Annotated in this window: 16 protein-coding genes and 1 other annotated feature; of the genes, 11 read left to right on the top strand and 5 right to left on the bottom strand. The window is 37.1% G+C overall.

Annotation, left to right across the window (positions count from 1 at the left end):
* Positions 1 to 34: 34 nt before the first annotated feature.
* From malP to HV560_RS05785, 11 genes are all read left to right on the top strand, one after another.
* Positions 35 to 2,404: a maltodextrin phosphorylase gene (malP, locus tag HV560_RS05835; protein ID WP_176809757.1), complete on the top strand. Its 2,370-nt coding sequence runs from the start codon at positions 35 to 37 to the stop codon at positions 2,402 to 2,404.
* Positions 2,405 to 2,474: 70 nt separating this feature from the next.
* On the top strand, positions 2,475 to 4,553 hold the full coding sequence (gene malQ / locus HV560_RS05830; protein WP_176812375.1) for a 4-alpha-glucanotransferase: 2,079 nt from the start codon (positions 2,475 to 2,477) through the stop codon (positions 4,551 to 4,553).
* Between the two features lie 245 nt (positions 4,554 to 4,798).
* Positions 4,799 to 4,940, top strand: a sequence feature (His leader region).
* 56 nt (positions 4,941 to 4,996) lie between these two features.
* Complete coding sequence (locus HV560_RS05825) at positions 4,997 to 6,373, top strand: Na+/H+ antiporter family protein (protein WP_176809755.1); 1,377 nt, start codon at positions 4,997 to 4,999, stop codon at positions 6,371 to 6,373.
* Positions 6,374 to 6,467: 94 nt separating this feature from the next.
* A complete protein-coding gene (xthA, locus tag HV560_RS05820; RefSeq protein ID WP_176812374.1) occupies positions 6,468 to 7,271 on the top strand; it encodes an exodeoxyribonuclease III in 804 nt (267 codons plus the stop codon).
* Between the two features lie 144 nt (positions 7,272 to 7,415).
* Positions 7,416 to 8,000, top strand: a complete 585-nt coding sequence (gene lptC / locus HV560_RS05815) for an LPS export ABC transporter periplasmic protein LptC (protein WP_176808088.1) — start codon at positions 7,416 to 7,418, stop codon at positions 7,998 to 8,000.
* A 24-nt stretch (positions 8,001 to 8,024) separates the two neighbouring features.
* Positions 8,025 to 8,531 carry a lipopolysaccharide transport periplasmic protein LptA gene (gene lptA / locus HV560_RS05810; RefSeq protein WP_176812373.1) on the top strand — a complete coding sequence of 169 codons (507 nt, stop codon included), beginning with the start codon at positions 8,025 to 8,027 and terminating at the stop codon, positions 8,529 to 8,531.
* A 10-nt stretch (positions 8,532 to 8,541) separates the two neighbouring features.
* Positions 8,542 to 9,267 (top strand): LPS export ABC transporter ATP-binding protein, encoded by a 726-nt coding sequence (gene lptB / locus HV560_RS05805; RefSeq protein WP_176808087.1) that lies wholly within the window; start codon positions 8,542 to 8,544, stop codon positions 9,265 to 9,267.
* 42 nt (positions 9,268 to 9,309) lie between these two features.
* Entirely contained in the window at positions 9,310 to 9,840 is a 531-nt protein-coding gene (locus tag HV560_RS05800; protein ID WP_176812372.1) for a PTS sugar transporter subunit IIA, read from the top strand.
* A 12-nt stretch (positions 9,841 to 9,852) separates the two neighbouring features.
* The gene (rapZ, locus tag HV560_RS05795; protein WP_176812371.1) at positions 9,853 to 10,719 is read left to right on the top strand and encodes an RNase adapter RapZ; all 867 of its coding nucleotides are present in this window, start codon (positions 9,853 to 9,855) and stop codon (positions 10,717 to 10,719) included.
* An 89-nt stretch (positions 10,720 to 10,808) separates the two neighbouring features.
* Positions 10,809 to 11,993 (top strand): FAD-dependent monooxygenase, encoded by a 1,185-nt coding sequence (locus HV560_RS05790; protein ID WP_176812370.1) that lies wholly within the window; start codon positions 10,809 to 10,811, stop codon positions 11,991 to 11,993.
* A gap of 133 nt (positions 11,994 to 12,126) precedes the next feature.
* Complete coding sequence (locus tag HV560_RS05785) at positions 12,127 to 12,660, top strand: lipoprotein HlpB (RefSeq protein WP_176809752.1); 534 nt, start codon at positions 12,127 to 12,129, stop codon at positions 12,658 to 12,660.
* Between the two features lie 230 nt (positions 12,661 to 12,890).
* Here the strand turns inward: HV560_RS05785 and HV560_RS05780 are convergent, their stop codons facing one another.
* The 5 genes from HV560_RS05780 to cysS form a co-directional block, all read right to left on the bottom strand.
* A complete protein-coding gene (locus HV560_RS05780; protein WP_176809751.1) occupies positions 12,891 to 13,715 on the bottom strand; it encodes a MetQ/NlpA family ABC transporter substrate-binding protein in 825 nt (274 codons plus the stop codon).
* Positions 13,716 to 13,793: 78 nt separating this feature from the next.
* On the bottom strand, positions 13,794 to 14,615 hold the full coding sequence (locus HV560_RS05775) for a MetQ/NlpA family lipoprotein (RefSeq protein ID WP_176808082.1): 822 nt from the start codon (positions 14,613 to 14,615) through the stop codon (positions 13,794 to 13,796).
* A 23-nt stretch (positions 14,616 to 14,638) separates the two neighbouring features.
* Complete coding sequence (locus tag HV560_RS05770; protein WP_159629325.1) at positions 14,639 to 15,316, bottom strand: methionine ABC transporter permease; 678 nt, start codon at positions 15,314 to 15,316, stop codon at positions 14,639 to 14,641.
* A complete protein-coding gene (gene metN, locus HV560_RS05765; RefSeq protein ID WP_159629323.1) occupies positions 15,306 to 16,340 on the bottom strand; it encodes a methionine ABC transporter ATP-binding protein MetN in 1,035 nt (344 codons plus the stop codon). The genes HV560_RS05770 and metN overlap by 11 nt, the downstream gene beginning before the upstream one ends.
* Positions 16,341 to 16,570: 230 nt before the next feature.
* A complete protein-coding gene (gene cysS / locus HV560_RS05760) occupies positions 16,571 to 17,950 on the bottom strand; it encodes a cysteine--tRNA ligase (RefSeq protein WP_176808081.1) in 1,380 nt (459 codons plus the stop codon).
* Positions 17,951 to 18,042: the final 92 nt, after the last annotated feature.

Below are 18,042 nucleotides of genomic sequence, written 5' to 3'. Positions count from 1 at the left end.
ACAACAATCAACCTTTATTTACTAGGAGCATCCCATGCCATTTAAGTCTATTGTAAAAAAATACTGTCGTTATTTTGATGTAACAGATCCCAAAAACTTTACCTTGCAACAATGGTATCAAATTGTTGCGGAAGGATCTCTTGAGCTTATTTACAGCCAACCTGCCACTAAGCCAACTGAGTCTCGTCATGTCAACTACCTATCTATGGAATTTTTAATTGGTCGTCTAACTGGCAATAATTTAATGAATTTAGGCTACTATGAACAAATTAGTGACTATCTTAAACAATATCAGGTTGAATTAGTAGATGTTTTAGAACAAGAACGTGATCCTGCTCTTGGAAATGGTGGATTAGGACGCCTTGCTGCTTGTTTTTTAGACTCTATGGCAACATTGGGTCAAAATGCAACAGGTTACGGCCTTCATTATCAATATGGCCTATTTAAGCAAAGCTTTAAAGATGGTGTGCAAAAAGAGTCTCCAGACACTTGGAACCGAGATCATTATCCTTGGCATCATTTTAATCCGTCTAAAACTCGCAATATTAGTTTTGGTGGAAAAATCAAACATATTCAAGCTGATAAATACGAATGGATACCCACACTCTCTATCCAGGGCAAAGCCTTTGATTTACCTATTGTAGGATATAAAAATAACATCATTCAACCATTACGGTTATGGCAAGCAGATAGCGATCAGTCTTTCGATTTTGATGCCTTTAATGAGGGTGAATTCTTAACTGCAGATAAAACAATTGTTAATGCGGCAGCCCTCACTCAAGTACTTTATCCGAACGATAACCACGAAGCAGGGCAAAAATTACGTCTAATGCAGCAATATTTCCACTGTGCTTGTTCTATTGCAGACATTTTAGATCGCCACCTTACGGAAGGTTATCCGCTAGCGGATTTAGCTAAATATCAAGTTATTCAGCTTAACGATACTCACCCAACTCTTGCTATTCCTGAATTAATGCGAGTGTTATTAGATGAATATAGCTTCACTTGGGATCAAGCTTGGAATATTTGCTCTAACACATTTGCTTACACTAACCATACTTTATTACCAGAAGCACTAGAGCAATGGGATCAACACCTATTCGAACAATTATTACCTCGCCATTATCAAATTGTAGAAAAGATTAATGCTATTTTCCATGATCAAGTTAGCTCAAAATTTGGCGAAGATGCCCAAATATGGAAAAAGCTTGCTATACTTTTTGATTATCGTGTGCGTATGGCTAACCTCTGTGTAGTAACTTGCTTCCGTGTCAATGGTGTAGCAAAAATTCACTCAGACTTATTGGTTACAGACTTATTTCCTGAATACCATCAATTATTTCCAACAAAATTCTGTAATGTTACCAATGGCATCACTCCTCGTCGATGGATTAGGCAAGCGAACCCACAGTTAAGTGATTTATTAGATCGCACGTTAAAACAAGATTGGACTAACAACCTTGAAGTACTAAATGGTATAGAAAAATATACTAACGATGCAGGATTCCGTGAAGAATATCGAAATATTAAGCATAATAATAAAATCATTTTAGCTAATGAAATAAATAAGACACTTGGTCTAAATGTAAATCCAGATGCTATTTTTGATGTGCAAATTAAACGCTTCCACGAATATAAGCGTCAGCATTTAAATTTATTAAATATAATTGCAACTTATCAATCATTAAAAGCGAATCCAAATCAAGATTATACACCTCGTTTATTCTTGTTTTCAGGTAAAGCTGCACCAGGTTACTATTTAGCTAAAAATATTATTCACGCAATTAACAACGTTGCAAATATTATCAATAACGACAAACAAGTAAATGATCGTTTACAAGTTGCATTCTTACCTGATTACCGAGTCAGCCTAGCAGAAAAAATTATTCCTGCTACAGACGTATCAGAACAGATCTCTATGGCTGGAAAAGAAGCATCAGGTACAGGTAATATGAAGCTTGCATTAAATGGTGCACTAACTGTAGGTACCCTAGATGGTGCTAATGTAGAAATCGCTGAAATAGTGGGAGAAGAAAACATATTTATCTTCGGTCACACAGTAGAAAGTGTACGTGATTTATTATCTAAAGGTTACCAACCGAAGGAATACTATAATCAAGACCCTATACTGAAAAATGCAATTGATTTCTTAGCCACAGGCAAAGCATCACATGGTGATACAGAAACTTTCAGATTAATGTTAGATAGCCTTCTTGAAAGAGATCCATTCCTAGTGTTTGCTGATTTTGATAGTTATCGTAAAACACAGGAAAAAATCGGTATAGCGTATTTAAACCAAGAATCGTGGTTAAATAGTGCCATTTTAAATACCGCTCGCTTAGGCACTTTCAGTTCAGATCGTTCAATTCGAGATTATCAACAACGTATTTGGCTAAATAGATAATCAACTCAGGCGACTTCTAAGATAAGAAGCCGCCTTCATTTATATTTCATATATTCTGGGAGAAAATATTATGACAATCACTGCCAAGCAATTCGAACGTGCAGGTATAATTCCCTATTTTTTCGATGAACGAGGCGTAAAAAAATATGCTTGCAAAAAGATAAAAACAACATTACTAAAAACATTTAACGGAAATATACAAACAAATACAACGCCACTTCCAACAGTAAAAATATTTTATCAAAACCAACCCTATTTTTTACCTTTTAACTTAGTAGATAAAAAACGCTCACTTACAGGAACTTGGCAGCTACAGTTAGAAGATTCAAAAAAAGTTATTGCCGGAAAAATTAAAACTCGTGGTATTACGCTGCCTAAAGATCTACCTTTAGGCTATCATCACTTACAATTAAACATGGTGCATAGCACATTTAATTGCACAATTATTATTGCACCTAAACGCTGTTATCAACCTCAACCACTACTTGAACATAAAAAATTATGGGGAACGTTCCTACAACTTTATACATTAAAGTCAGAACACAACTGGGGAATCGGTGATTTTGGTGATTTAAAGGTATTTATTCAAAAATTTGCGGGCTATCAAGCTGATTTTATCGGTTTAAACCCGATTCACTCTCTTTTCCCTGCTAATCCAAACTCAGCTAGCCCTTATAGCCCATCTTCTCGACTGTGGTTAAACATTGCCTATATCAATATAAATCAATTAATTGAATTTCAGGAAAATGATGAAGCTCAAGCTTGGTTCAATTCCGATGAAGTACAAAAACAGCTATGCGAATTACGTAACCAAGACTGGCTCAATTACGAAAAAATTATTCCATTAAAATTAAAAGGACTACGCTTTGCTTTTGCAAAATTTCAGCAAAATATAACCGCTTGTCCTCATCAGGGCTTTTTAGAATTTATAAAAAAAGGAGGGGAAAGCCTGCAGGTGCAAGCAACTTTTGATGCTCTCCACCACTATTTATCTAATCAACGTAATGATCAGTGGGGATGGGATTTTTGGGCAAAAGAATACCAAGACTACCATTCTATAGCGGTACAACAATTTAGAGCAGAACATAAAGCAGATATTGACTTTTATATTTGGTTACAATTTATTGCAGATCAGCAACTAGCTGAATGCGACACAATATGCCGAGAACAAAATATGACTATCGGTCTGTATCGTGATCTTGCGGTAGGAGTCAGTGCGAATGGCGCAGAAACTTGGAATGATAAACAACTGTATTGCTTGAAAGCTTCAATTGGTGCTCCGCCTGACGTTTTAGGACCTCAAGGACAAAACTGGGGATTAACGCCAATGAATCCTCATATACTCAAACAGCAGTCATACCGCCCTTTCATTGATCTTGTAAGAGCAAATATGAAACATTGCGGAGCTTTACGTCTTGATCATATTATGTCGTTATTACGTTTATGGTGGATACCTAAAGGTGATAGTGCAGCCAATGGGGCGTATATACGTTATCCAGTAGATGATTTAATTGCGATTCTTGCTCTTGAAAGCCAACGCCATCAATGTCTTATTATTGGTGAAGACTTAGGGACTGTACCAAAAGAAATCGTGAGTAAGCTTAAAAACGCAGGAATTTTATCTTACAAAATTTTCTACTTTGAATTTGATGAACAAGGACAAAGTCGTGATTTAAAAAACTATCCTTATCAAGCAATGACTACCCTAAGTACTCACGATTTACCAACAATTAATGGCTATTGGCGTGGTTACGATTTTGAATTAGGCGAAAAATTTGGTGTATATCCAAATGCAGAAATACTGGCAATCTTAAAACAAGATCGTATAAATGCGAAATCAAAAATATTACAACGCCTAGCACAACATCAAGTTAAGCTAGATCCTGAAATTAATCAACAACTCAATAGTGCAATTAATACTAAGTTTATTCACAATTTGCAAACCTATGTCGCAAATGTGAGTAGTGGTTTATTCGGTTTCCAGCCCGAAGACTGGTTAGGAATGACAGAGCCTGTCAATATTCCAGGCACCAGTACACAATACGCTAACTGGCGGCGACGTTTAACTATGAATATTGAGGAAATATTCTCAGATCCAGATATTCAACATCTATTAAAGAAAGTAAATTTTATCCGTAAAGGGCAATAACCATTAAATATAAAATTAAGGCGACATCATTAATGTTGCCTTTTTTACTATAATCCAAACAGAATTTTATATTTGCAAAATAATCGCAAAATATCACCGCTTGTCCTCTTCACCACATTACAAGCGGTTCAAATGCCTATTGAATACCTTGATAATTTTGTAAAAACAGTTTGATTTTCATTTTTGACTAAGTTATATTCCTACCACTAAATTTCGGAGAATATTATGCGCTTTACTAAAGTTTATCATCACTGCCACTTTCCTGAATAATCTTTCGGGCGTTTTGGTATGCTTGGAAGATAAACTCCGAGCAAGTGAAGCCGATAAGTGTATAAGCTAAACTACGATCTCAACCCCTCGGAAGTCCACTTTCGAGGGGTTATTTTTTGTATTAATTAAATAACTTTTCATTTTAATGTTTAAAAAAATAGAGGATAAATACAATGCTATCAAATGAGGTTTTTATTTCGATTATCGTCTTGTTAATACTAAGCCTGCTTAGAATTAACGTGGTGATCGCCCTTATTATTTCTGCACTTACCTGTGGCTTAATCGGTAACTTAGGTATTGAAGGGGTCGGCTTGGCTGATGCCCTGCAAAAAACGATAAAAAGTTTCACTGGCGGTTTAGGCGGTGGTGCAGAAACAGCTATGAACTACGCAGTTCTTGGTGCTTTTGCTGTCGCACTTTCAAAATCAGGGGTGACTGATTTATTAGCTTATAAAGTGATTAAATCTTTCGGGCATAGCCCATCAGGGCGTTCTGTAATGTGGTTTAAATACATTGTGCTATTTGTATTAGTTGCCTTTTCAATGTCATCACAAAACTTAATTCCAATTCATATTGCCTTTATTCCTATCTTAATTCCACCGTTATTAAGTGTGATGAATAAGTTAAAAATTGACCGCCGTGCAGTCGCTTGTGCTTTAACATTTGGCTTAACCGCAACTTATATGTTAATTCCAGCAGGTTTTGGACAAATCTTTATTGAAAGCATTTTAGTTAAAAATATTAACCAAGCAGGTGAACCATTCCAATTAGTCAGTACAACAGCAGAAATGACAAAAGCTATGCTGATTCCTGTATCGGGTATGATTTTAGGTTTACTCTTTGCATTCTTTGTCTCATATCGCAAACCTCGCGTGTATGTAGAACAGACGCTTGAACCCACTACAGATGATATTCAAGCTCGTGTTGCTAGTGTAAAACCTTTCCATATTGGTATTAGCATTTTAGCGATTATCGCAACCTGTTCAGTGCAATTAGCGACAAATTCAACAATTATTGGCGGATTAGTCGGATTAGTGATCTTTGCATTAGGCGGTGTATTTAAATTGAAAGAAAGCAATGATGTTTTCCAAGCAGGCTTACGTTTAATGGCAATGATTAGCTTTGTAATGATTGCAGCGTCTGGTTTTGCTGGCGTCGTCAATTCAACAGGTGGTGTAGCAATGCTCGTTGAGAGCCTACGTGATATTATTTCCTCAAAAGAAACAGCCGCACTCTTAATGCTGGTTGTGGGCTTGTTCATCACAATGGGTATTGGCTCATCATTTTCAACTGTGCCAATTATTACCTCAATCTATGTGCCACTTTGTATATCTTTTGGTTTCTCGCCATTAGCAACTATGTCAATTATAGGCGTTGCCGCTGCACTTGGTGATGCAGGTTCTCCCGCTTCCGACTCCACACTTGGCCCAACATCTGGCTTAAATGCAGATGGAAAACACGACCATATTTGGGATTCTGTTGTGCCAACCTTTATTCACTTTAATATTCCGTTATTAGTATTTGGTTGGATTGCAGCAATGACACTTTAAGTTATAATACGCAAAATTTTGCTAAAAAAAGACCGCTTGTCATACTCACAAGCGGTCTATTTTCATTTATTTTTTACACATCAGGTTACATAGAATGAAATTTATCTCTTTTAATATTAATGGATTACGAGCCCGTCCACATCAACTTGAGGCGATTATCGAAAAACATCAACCAGATGTCCTCGGCTTACAAGAAATCAAAGTAGCCGATGAAGATTTTCCCTACGACTTAGTTAATCATTTGGGGTATCACGTTTTTCATCACGGGCAAAAAGGGCATTACGGCGTAGCATTACTGACAAAAAAAGCACCTATTGCGGTACGTAAAGGTTTCCCTACTGATGAGCTAAATGCCCAAAAGCGAATGATTATGGCAGATATTGAAACCGATTTTGGTGTTTTAACCGTACTAAATGGTTATTTCCCACAAGGGGAAAATCGTAGCCACGAAACCAAATTCCCAGCAAAGCAGAAATTCTATTCTGATTTACAACATTATTTAGAAACGCAACTCAAACCTGAAAATCCAATTATCATTATGGGCGATATGAACATTAGCCCAACTGATTTAGATATTGGCATCGGAGAACCAAATCGTAAACGTTGGCTACGCGACGGAAAATGCTCCTTTTTACCAGAAGAGCGTGAGTGGTTAGATCGTTTACACCGTTATGGTTTGGTGGATACTTTCCGTGTGGCTAATCCAGAAGTAAACAACCAATTCTCGTGGTTTGATTATCGTTCCAAAGGCTTTGATGATAACCGTGGCTTACGCATTGATTTAATTTTAGCGTCGAAATCACTTGCCGAGCGTTGCGTAGAAACAGGAATAGACTTAGACATTCGAGCAATGGAAAAACCATCAGACCACTCCCCTGTTTGGGCAACCTTTAAATAATTTGCCAAAAATCTTACTTTTTTAACCGCTTTCATATATACAAGCGGTTATTTTTTCTCTATTTTTTGCACTTTCTACAGCATACTATATCCCTATTCAAATCTATGCTACAATCACGCACTATTTTTAGCCGATTTTAAGATTATGAATATACGTTTCACCATTATTTTGCTTATTATTGTTGCCATATTAGGTGGTTGGTATTACAGTTTGAAAGAAAAAGATAATATAGGGCTTGATCACCTCATAAAAAAAGAAGGGCAGCCAGAGTATGTGGGTAGTAAAATATCTACCACCGTTTATGACTTGAAAGGCAATCCGCAATATTTTGCTCAAGCGTCTAACATTAAACGCTATGAGTCCACCGAACGAACTGAATTTTCTCAACCTTTTATTGAGCTTTTTGCTAAAGATTCTACGCAAAAACAATGGAAAGTCAGTGCCGATTATGCGGAAATTACAAAAGAAAAAATATTAAATTTAAAAGGTAATATCAAACTAGATGCTTTAGACCCAGCTTCACGTTTACAACAAATTACAACGGATACCTTAACTGTTGATTTAAATACACAGAATATTTTTACCGAAAGTGCTGTCAAATCAATCGGTTCGGGTTTTACAACAACAGGGGTTGGACTAAAAGGTAATTTAAAACAGCAAGTTGCTACTTTACAAAAAGAGGTGAAATCCTATATTGAACCAACTATTATTAAAGAAACAAAAGAATAATTTGCTTTTAAATAAGGAATAACAATGAAATTAATGTTTAAATCTATTTTAGTAACAATGTTACTAAGTAGTAGCTTTTCGGCTTATGCGTTAAAAGGTGATACCGAACAGCCAATTAATATTGATTCAGGCAGTCAATCATTAGATATGACAAATAATATCGTGACATTTAGCGATAACGTAGTCATTACGCAAGGATCAATAAAAGTAACGGCAGCGAATGTAAAAATTACTCGCCAAGAAGGTAAAAAAGAAACCATTGATGCCACAGGCTCCCCCGTTACTTTCCAACAAACATTAGATAACGGTACGTCTGTAAACGGAAAAGGTAGTCGCATTCATTACGACTTAAATGCTGAATTTTTAACCTTAATCGGTAACGCTGAATTAAAACAACAAGGCAGTTTTATTAAAGCCAATAAAATTACCTATGATGTGAAAAAACAGCAACTTAAAGCAACAAGTCAAGGTAAATCACGTGTGAAAACCGTGCTTATCCCAAACGAACTTCAAAATAATAAGAAAAAATAAGGTTAGTAATATGTCCGTGCTTTATGCAGAACATTTAGCGAAAAGTTATAAACAACGCCAAGTCGTAAAAGACGTAAGTCTTAAGGTAAAATCAGGTGAAATTGTAGGCTTGCTTGGTCCGAACGGTGCAGGTAAAACAACCACTTTTTATATGGTGGTTGGCTTAGTTCGCCACGACCGTGGCACAATCCGTATTGATGATGAAGACATCAGCGTATTACCAATGCACGACCGAGCAAAACAAGGCATTGGCTATCTTCCACAAGAGGCGTCTATTTTCCGTCGCTTAAGTGTATATGATAATTTAATGTCTGTACTCCAAGTGCGTAAAGACATCAACGATAAAGAACGAAAAGCACGTGCCGAAGAATTGATTTCAGAATTTCATATTGAACATATTCGTAATAGCTTAGGACAATCCCTTTCAGGGGGCGAACGTCGGCGTGTGGAAATTGCCAGGGCATTAGCTGCAAACCCAAAATTTATTCTGCTAGATGAACCCTTTGCTGGCGTTGATCCAATCTCAGTCATTGACATAAAAAAAATCATTGTGAATTTAAAAGAGCGTGGTTTAGGTGTTCTCATTACTGACCACAACGTGCGTGAAACGCTAGATGTGTGTGAGCGTGCTTATATTGTTGGTAGTGGTGAGATGATTGCTAACGGCACACCACAAGAAGTACTTGAAAACCCTAATGTAAAACGTGTTTATCTAGGCGAACAATTCAAACTCTAACCAAATCTTCCTTGTAGGGGATTTCATCTTTAGATGAAAATTATGACAAAATTAACTGAATTTTTAAGCCCTGAGAATATTCGTCACGGTGTGCTGGTTTCCAGTAAAAAACGAGCATTAGAATTGATTGGAAAAATAGTGGCACAACATATTAATCAATCCCAATGCTCACAGCAATCTGAAGAGCAGGTTGAAACAATATGCCCTATCAGCTGCTTTTCTAACTTATTTAAACGTGAAAAGCTAGGCTCAACAGGATTAAATCAAGGTGTTGCACTTCCTCACGCAAAATTACCCGCTTGTAAAACCTTAGTTTTAGATAAACCGATTGCGGTTTTTTTACAATTGGAAGAAGCGATTGATTATGTTGCTCAAGACCATAAAGACATTGACTTAATCTATGCCATTATGTTTCCCGAAAATAGCTGCGAACAATACAAAAACTGTTTACCGCAAATTGCTAAGCAATTAACCGATAAACCCTTACTAAAACAGCTCCGAGCAGCAGAATCAGCAGAAGATATTTGGCAAATTTTAATGTATGCTGATAATCACTCAAAAAATGAAGAATAACATTGAGGCAATATGGAGTTAATCATTATAAGTGGGCATTCTGGCTCGGGTAAATCAGTTGCATTAAGAGCATTAGAAGATGTAGGTTATTACTGTGTTGATAATATTCCTTTAGCGTTAATTCCAACTTTAACTGATTACCTCACCCAAGAAAAGCGTTCTGCTGTTATCAGCTTAGATATTCGCAATCTGCCGAATACCCCTAATGCGATTGAAGAATTACTCACTCAGTTAGCACCTTTAAACACTAAGCTTATCTTCTTGGATTGTGAACGTAATACGCTCATACGCCGTTATAGCGATTCTCGTCGAATTCACCCACTTTCCACACAAGATGATCTATCATTAGAAAGTGCTATTGATTTGGAACGGAAATTGCTCGTTCCATTGGTGCAAAATGCAAACTATATTATTGATACAAGTAACCTTTCTTCACACGAACTAGCAGAAAATCTTCGTTATTTATTGCAAGGTTCTAGCGACAAAGAGCTAAAAATTATTTTCCAATCATTTGGCTTTAAATACGGCTTGCCTACTGATGCCGATTATGTGTTTGATGTTCGATTTTTGCCAAATCCACATTGGCATCCAGAACTCCGCCCAATGACAGGCTTAGAACAACCCGTGATTGATTTTTTAGAACGCCAAACTGATGTACATAATTTCATCTATCAAACACGCAATTATTTAGAAATGTGGCTACCGATGTTAGAAAAAAATAACCGTAGCTATCTTACTATTGCGATTGGTTGCACTGGTGGAAAACATCGCTCTGTCTTTATTGCTGAGCAACTGGCAAAATACTTCCGAGCGAAGGGCAAAAATATACAACTTCGTCATAAAAGTTTGGAAAAACATCACAAAAAATCCTCTAATTAAATTAATAGGATACAAGCGGTTAAATTTATTCCATAAATTGCAATTTTTAAAGAAAATTTGACCGCTTGTACATTTTAAAACGCAATTATATGAAATCTACAGATATTGTTATTATTGGCGGTGGAATGGTAGGGCTTACCCTCGCAGGACTTTTAAAAGACGCAAACTGCCAGATCAAAATTATAGAGCGAAACACGCCTAAATTTTATTCGGATACGATTTACCACCGTGTCAGTGCAATCAATGCATCAAGCCAAAAAATATTAGAACACGTTGGTGCTTTCCAACAAATTCCAACTCATCGCCTATCGCCTTATACAGAAATGTCGGTATGGGAAAAAGATAGCTTTGCCAATATTCATTTCAACAATAACGATGAAGAAATTAAGCAATTAGGCTTGTCTCAACTTGGTTTTATTATCGAAAATGCTGTTATTAAGCACACACTCTGGCAGGAAGTTTCTAAACAAGCTAATGTTGAATATATTGTCGCCTCTCCTCAAACCTTAGGGGTCAGCGAAAACGGGGCATTTCTAACACTCGATAACGGGGAAATGCTTTCGACTAAATTAGTAGTAGGGGCTGATGGGGCAAATTCTTGGGTACGTAATCAAACTCATATCCCATTAACGAGCAAAGATTATCAACATACTGCCTTAGTTTGCAATGTGAAAACGACTGAAAAACATAACAAAGTTGCTCGCCAAATTTTTGCACAAGACAGTATTTTAGCTTTCTTACCAATGGCTGATGAAAATCTTTGTTCTATTGTATGGGCGTTACCGCCTACAAAAGCAGATGAGTTAAAAAATTGTAACGAGCACGCATTTAATAAAGCACTGAGCATTGCATTCGATAACCGACTTGGTTTAGTCGAAGTGCAAAGTTTACGTGAAATTTACCCGCTTACTGCACGCTTTGCCCGCAATTTTGCTCAGCCTCGCATTGCGTTAATTGGAGATGCCGCCCATACCATTCACCCTTTGGCGGGTCTTGGCGTAAATTTAGGTTTTGCAGACGCAAGCACTTTAGCCAATGAAATCAAAAAACATCTCGCTAGCGGCAAAGATATAGGTGAATATCACCACTTACGTCAATTTGAACGGGAACGTAAAGCTCAAGCAGCTAAATTATTAGCCACAATGGAAGGATTAAAACAGCTATTCAATGGTGATCATCCTTTGAAAAAATTAATAAGAGGGATTGGCTTAAACATAACTAACCAGCTTCCTTTTGCCAAAAAATTATTAATTCAGCAAGCCATTTATCTATAAGAAATGATATTCAAATAACATAAAGATCATCTTTTATGAACTAATATTGAGACTAGCTGACTATTAGTTGGTACAATAACGAACAAGCCCCACCCTTTGGTGGCTTTATTTTCATCTTTTTGAGGAATTTTTAATGAACAAATTTACTAAAATCAGTGCAACTGCCTTAGTGGCTTTATTTTTAGCTGCTTGTGATAAACCTTCACAAAATTCAGCATCAGTAACTACATCGACGACTGAAACAACTCAAGTAGCAACACCAAGTGAAGCTGCAAAAGCAGATTACCAAAAATTAATTGCTTGGAATGCTGAACAAGATAACACGATGAAATCTGCACAAGCTGAATTACAACAAAAATTAGCAACGCAAGATCCTAAACAAATGCAAGAAGGGTTAAATGAATTTAACAAGAAAGTGGAAGATACTATCAAGAGCTTAGAAAAAGTTGAAGTCTCTGATGCCCAACTTAAACAGTTCAAAGAGAAAACTAAATCTGTTTTAACGCTTTCAAGTGAAGTAATTAACGAACAAGTAAAAGTGATTTCTAATCCAAATGATGAAGCGGCAAAACAAGCAGCAGAACAAAAAACCCAAACCTTAATTGAAGCAGGTAACGAGCTGCAAAAATTAAATGTAGAGCTAGAAAAAAGATTTACAGCTAAATAAGTTAGCAATAAGTACAAAAGCTAGAGTGTTCTCTAGCTTTTTTTATGAACTGAAGAAAGTTTAATACGCTTTCTAAATCAGGCATTTGCATTATTTGCAATTTTTTTGACCGCTTACAAAGCGATTACTACCAAATCCATACCGAATTAAAGTAACACTCCAACACAAAATAGTATAAAAGATAAAAAAATAAGGCATAGTTTTACTACGCCTTATTTCAAATATCTAAATTACCAACCTTTAACAACACCGCCGTTAAATAATTTTAACGCTTCTTGGAATACTTCTTCAGTTTGGAATGATTTTACGAAAGTTTGTAAACGAGGATCATCTTTATTGTCTTCACGACTAACGACTAAATTTACATACGGAGAATCTTTAGATTCTACAATAATACCATCTTTATCTGGACTTAAACCTGCTTGGCCTGCATAAGTATTGTTGATTATCGCTAATTCTACATCATCTAACATACGAGTTAAGAGTGAAGTATCGGCTTGTACGATTTTAATGTTTTTCGGATTTTCAACAATATCATTTTCTGTTGCAAACACATTTTTTGGATCTTTTAATTTCAATAAACCGTGAGCTTGAAGTAATAATAAAGCACGTGCAGTATTACTTGCATTGTTAGGAATTGCAACTGTTGCACCATCTTGCAGCTCAGAAATGTTTTTGATTTTCTTTGAGTATGCTGCAATTGGCCAAACTAAAGTATTACCGATAATCGCTAACTTATAACCACGATCTTTCGACTCTTGCTCTAAATATGGTACAGTCTGGAATGCGTTTGCATCTAAATCTTTAGCGTGTAACGCTGCATTTGGCTGTGTATATTCAGTAAATTGCACTAATTCTACATCTAAGCCATATTTTTCTTTTGCAATTTTCACTGCAACTTCTGTCATTTGTGCTTCAGGACCAGTCATTACACCCACTTTTAATGGAGCTTGTTTTGCTGGTTCATTCACTACCGTAGAGGCTTTCTCTTCTTTACAAGCACTTAACGCTAATGCTGACACTAATGCCACGCCTAATAGTTTTTTAAAGTTCATTCTGCTTCCTTCTTATGTAAGGGTTTAAAGATATAAAAAGCGATTAGCTTAGACTAATCGCTACTAATAAAAATTAGATTACCAACCTTTTACTACACCATCTTTGAAATGTTTTTGAGCTTCTTGGTACACTTCTTCAGTTTGATAAGATTTAATAAAATTTTGTACATTTGTTGAATCTTTATTATCTTCACGAGCCACAATGATATTCACATATGGAGATTCTTTATCTTCTACAAACACACCGTGATCTTGCGTATTTAAGCCAACTTGACCAGCGTAAGTATTGTTTACTACAGCTAAATCTACGTCATCTAACGCTTTAGCCGCAATAGAAGTATCTACTTCTTTAATTTTTAGGTTTTTCGGATTTTCGATAATGTCTAACGAGGTTGAGAACAAGTTAGTGTTATCTTTTAATTTAATTAATCCTTGTTTTTCTAATAAAATTAACGCACGAGCTAAGTTTGATGGATCGTTTGGTACGGCAATCACAGCATCATTTGCTAATTCAGACACATTTTTGATTTTTTTAGAGTAACCCGCTAATGGATAAACAAAAGTGTTGCCTACAATCACTAAGTTGTTTAGACCTTTTGATTGGCTGTCTTTATCTAAATAGGGTTTATGCTGCATTGCGTTTGCATCTAAATCACCTTTGCTTACTGCGGTGTTTGGTAATGCGTAGTCGTTAAATAATACAAACTCTACTTCTAAACCGTATTTTTCTTTTGCGATTTGTGCAGCACGCTCTGCAACAGTATGCTCAGGACCAGACATTACGCCCACTTTAATTTTTGCAGGCTCTGCTGCAACTGACTCTGTTTTTTTCTCTTCTTTGCAGGCAGTTAGTGCCAGTGCTGAAACTAAAGCGATACCTAATATGTTTTTCAACTTCATAAAAAATCCTCTTTTATAATAAATTAACGATGATCGTAACGTTTCGCTAAATGGTCACCTAATTTCTGGCTTATCATTACAATTGCTACAATAATAATCGTGGCAATCCATTTCACATAGACCATATTACGGTGTTCGCCATAACTAATTGCTAAGTTACCTAAGCCACCACCACCAACAGCCCCCGCCATTGCCGAATAACCAATTAATGCCACCAAAGTTAATGTAATGCCATTGATTAAAATCGGTAAGGATTCAGGTAAATAAAATTTAGTGACTACTTGCCAATTCGTTGCCCCCATTGATTTTGCAGCCTCTGTTAAACCTGACGGAATTTCTAATAACGCATTAGACGTTAGTCTTGCAAAAAACGGAATTGCAGACGCACTTAACGGAACAATCGCTGCCGTTGTGCCAAGTGTTGTTCCTACAATTAAACGAGTAAATGGCAGTAAAATAATCAACAAAATAATAAACGGAATAGAACGCCCAATATTAATCACCACATCTAAAATTTGATGCAATCTTGGGTTTTCTAAAATCTCACCCCTACCTGTTAAAAAGGCTAAAAAACCAATTGGCAAACCAATAATTACTGACAATGCCGTTGCTACAAAGCCCATATAAATGGTTTCAAAGGTAGAAGCCCAAACTAAGCTCCACATTTGAGGCGTTAATTCAGCCATAAAATTATCCCACATAGCCTAACACCTCAACTTTTACATTATTATCCATTAAATAAAACTTCGCTTCCGCAATAGAATCTGAGTTACCGCTGACTTCTGCAATCACAAAACCAAATTTTACGCCACCTGCATAATCAATTTGCGACATCAAAATACTGAAATCAATACCAAATTTTTTCGATGCTATCGAAAGCAGCGGAGCATCAACTGAACGCCCTGTAAATTCAAATTTAATAATCGGCTGACTATGCTCTGTTGGTGAACTTAAAAGCTGCTCTCTATATTCTTGTGGCAAATCAAAATGAAACGTTGATTGAATAAATTTTTGAGCCAACGCCGTTCTCGGATTCGAGAAAATCTCACTCACCGAACCTGATTCAATTAACTGCCCCTTATCAATTACCGCCACACGGTCGCAAATACGTTTTACCACTTCCATTTCGTGCGTGATTAATAAAATCGTCAAGCCAAGGCGTTTATTAATATCTCGTAGTAATTGCAAAATAGATTGGGTGGTAGCAGGGTCTAACGCACTGGTTGCCTCATCACACAATAACACCTGCGGATCGCTTGCCAAAGCACGAGCAATCGCCACACGCTGCTTCTGACCACCTGAAAGATTAGCGGGATAAACGTCTTTACGATCCATTAACCCAACCAACTCTAATAATTCATTGACTTTCCTTTCCACTTGCTCTTTTGGCGTATTGCTTAAACGTAACGATAACGCCACATTTTCAAACACGGTTTGTGAAGAGAGCAAATTAAAATGCTGGAAAATCATCGCAATGTTGCGACGAGCGGAAATCAGCTCTTTATCCGACATTGCGGTTAAATCTTGCCCATCTACAATCACTTGCCCGATTGTTGGACGTTCTAATAAATTTACGCAACGAATTAAGGTGCTCTTCCCCGCACCTGATGCCCCAATTACACCGTAAATTGTGCCTTTGGGAACATCAAGGTTCACATTATCAAGAGCAGTAATTTTTTTACCTTTCACCTCAAATTGCTTGCTGATATTTTTCAGCTGAATCATTTTTATATCCAATTTTGATTAATCGTTCTATTTCGACCTATTTTAGACGTCTAGAATGCTATGTCAATTAACAAACCTAATTTTTTTATTCCGAATAAGCATAACGCATAAAATAAGCGCTTGCACTTGAAATAAATTACGATTCTGTATGATTGGTTTTCATCTAAACAAACAAGCGGTCGAAATTTGCCATTTTTTTGCAAAAAACAGCCGCTTGTAACACTTTAAAATTAAGCCTTCCGCCAAATCGTGCCATTCGAGGTGTCTTCCAGCACAATATTCATTGCTTTGAGTTTATCACGTACTTCATCTGCCACCGCCCAGTTTTTAGCGGCTTTGGCTTCATTACGTTGGTGAATTAAGGCTTCAATTTCGGCGGTTTCGTCATCGTTCGCATCGCCTTTTAAGAAAGCCTCTGGGTCTTGCTCAAGCAAGCCTAACACGCCTGCCAACTCTTTTAAACGAACGGCTAAACCGTTCGCCTTTACCATATCTTCGGTTTTGATTTTGTTGAGCTCACGGGCGATTTCAAATAATACCGCTAATGCACCTGGGGTGTTGAAATCATCATCCATTGCGGTTTTGAACGCGTCCACATATTGCTCGCCGCCAATCGCTTCCCCCGATACATCACAACCACGCAAAGCGGTGTATAAACGTTCAAGAGCGGAGCGAGCCAAATCTAAGTTATCAATGCTGTAATCAAGTAGCGAGCGATAATGTGCGGTAAGGAAGAAATAACGCAGCGACTCCGCATCGTACAAACCTAACATATGGCGAATGCTGAAGAAGTTGCCGAGCGATTTCGACATTTTCTCTTTATCAATCGTGAGCATTCCGGTGTGTAGCCAATAGTTTACATAATCACCACCGTGGGCACAGCAAGATTGGGCAATTTCATTTTCGTGATGTGGGAACATTAAGTCTGAACCGCCGCCGTGAATATCGAAATGTTCGCCTAGCTCTTTGCTATTCATTGCCGAACATTCAATGTGCCAGCCTGGGCGACCATTGCCCCACGGGCTTTCCCAGCTTGGTTCGTTCTGTTTCGACATTTTCCAAAGCACGAAATCCATCGGATTTTTCTTCACCGATTTGATTTCTACCCTTGCCCCTGCTTGTAGCTGTGCTAAGTTTTGGCGAGATAACGCACCATATTTTTGGAAAGATTCCACATCAAACATCACATCGCCATCGGTTGCCACATAAGCGTGTCCGTTTTTGATGAGTTTTTCCACCATTGCGATAATTTCAGGAATATGCTTTGTTGCACGAGGTTCCACATCTGGGCGGAGAATGTTCAACGCATCAAAATCCTTATGCATTTCAGCAATCATTCGCTCCACCAATTCATCGCAAGTTTCATTATTTTCTAACGCACGCTTGATGATTTTATCGTCCACATCCGTAATGTTGCGGATATAACGCAAATTGTAGCCCAAATAACGTAAATAGCGTGCAATCACATCAAACGACACAAAAGTACGACCGTGCCCAAAATGACAAAGATCATAAACCGTCACACCACAAACGTACATTCCCACTTGATTCGGGTTGATCGGCTTAAATTCTTCTTTTTCACGTTTTAGGGTGTTATAAATTTTGAGCATAAGTGTCCTCTGATTAAAAGATTCGGTAAAAATAGGGCTAAGTATAGCGAATAAGCGGTCTGATTTTGAGATTTTTTTGCAATTTCGTTTAA

This window comes from Mannheimia pernigra (assembly GCF_013377995.1).
Lineage (GTDB): Bacteria > Pseudomonadota > Gammaproteobacteria > Enterobacterales > Pasteurellaceae > Mannheimia > Mannheimia pernigra.
The sequence above is the reverse complement of the archived record's forward strand: the minus strand, read 5'-3'. Positions and strand labels throughout refer to the sequence as shown.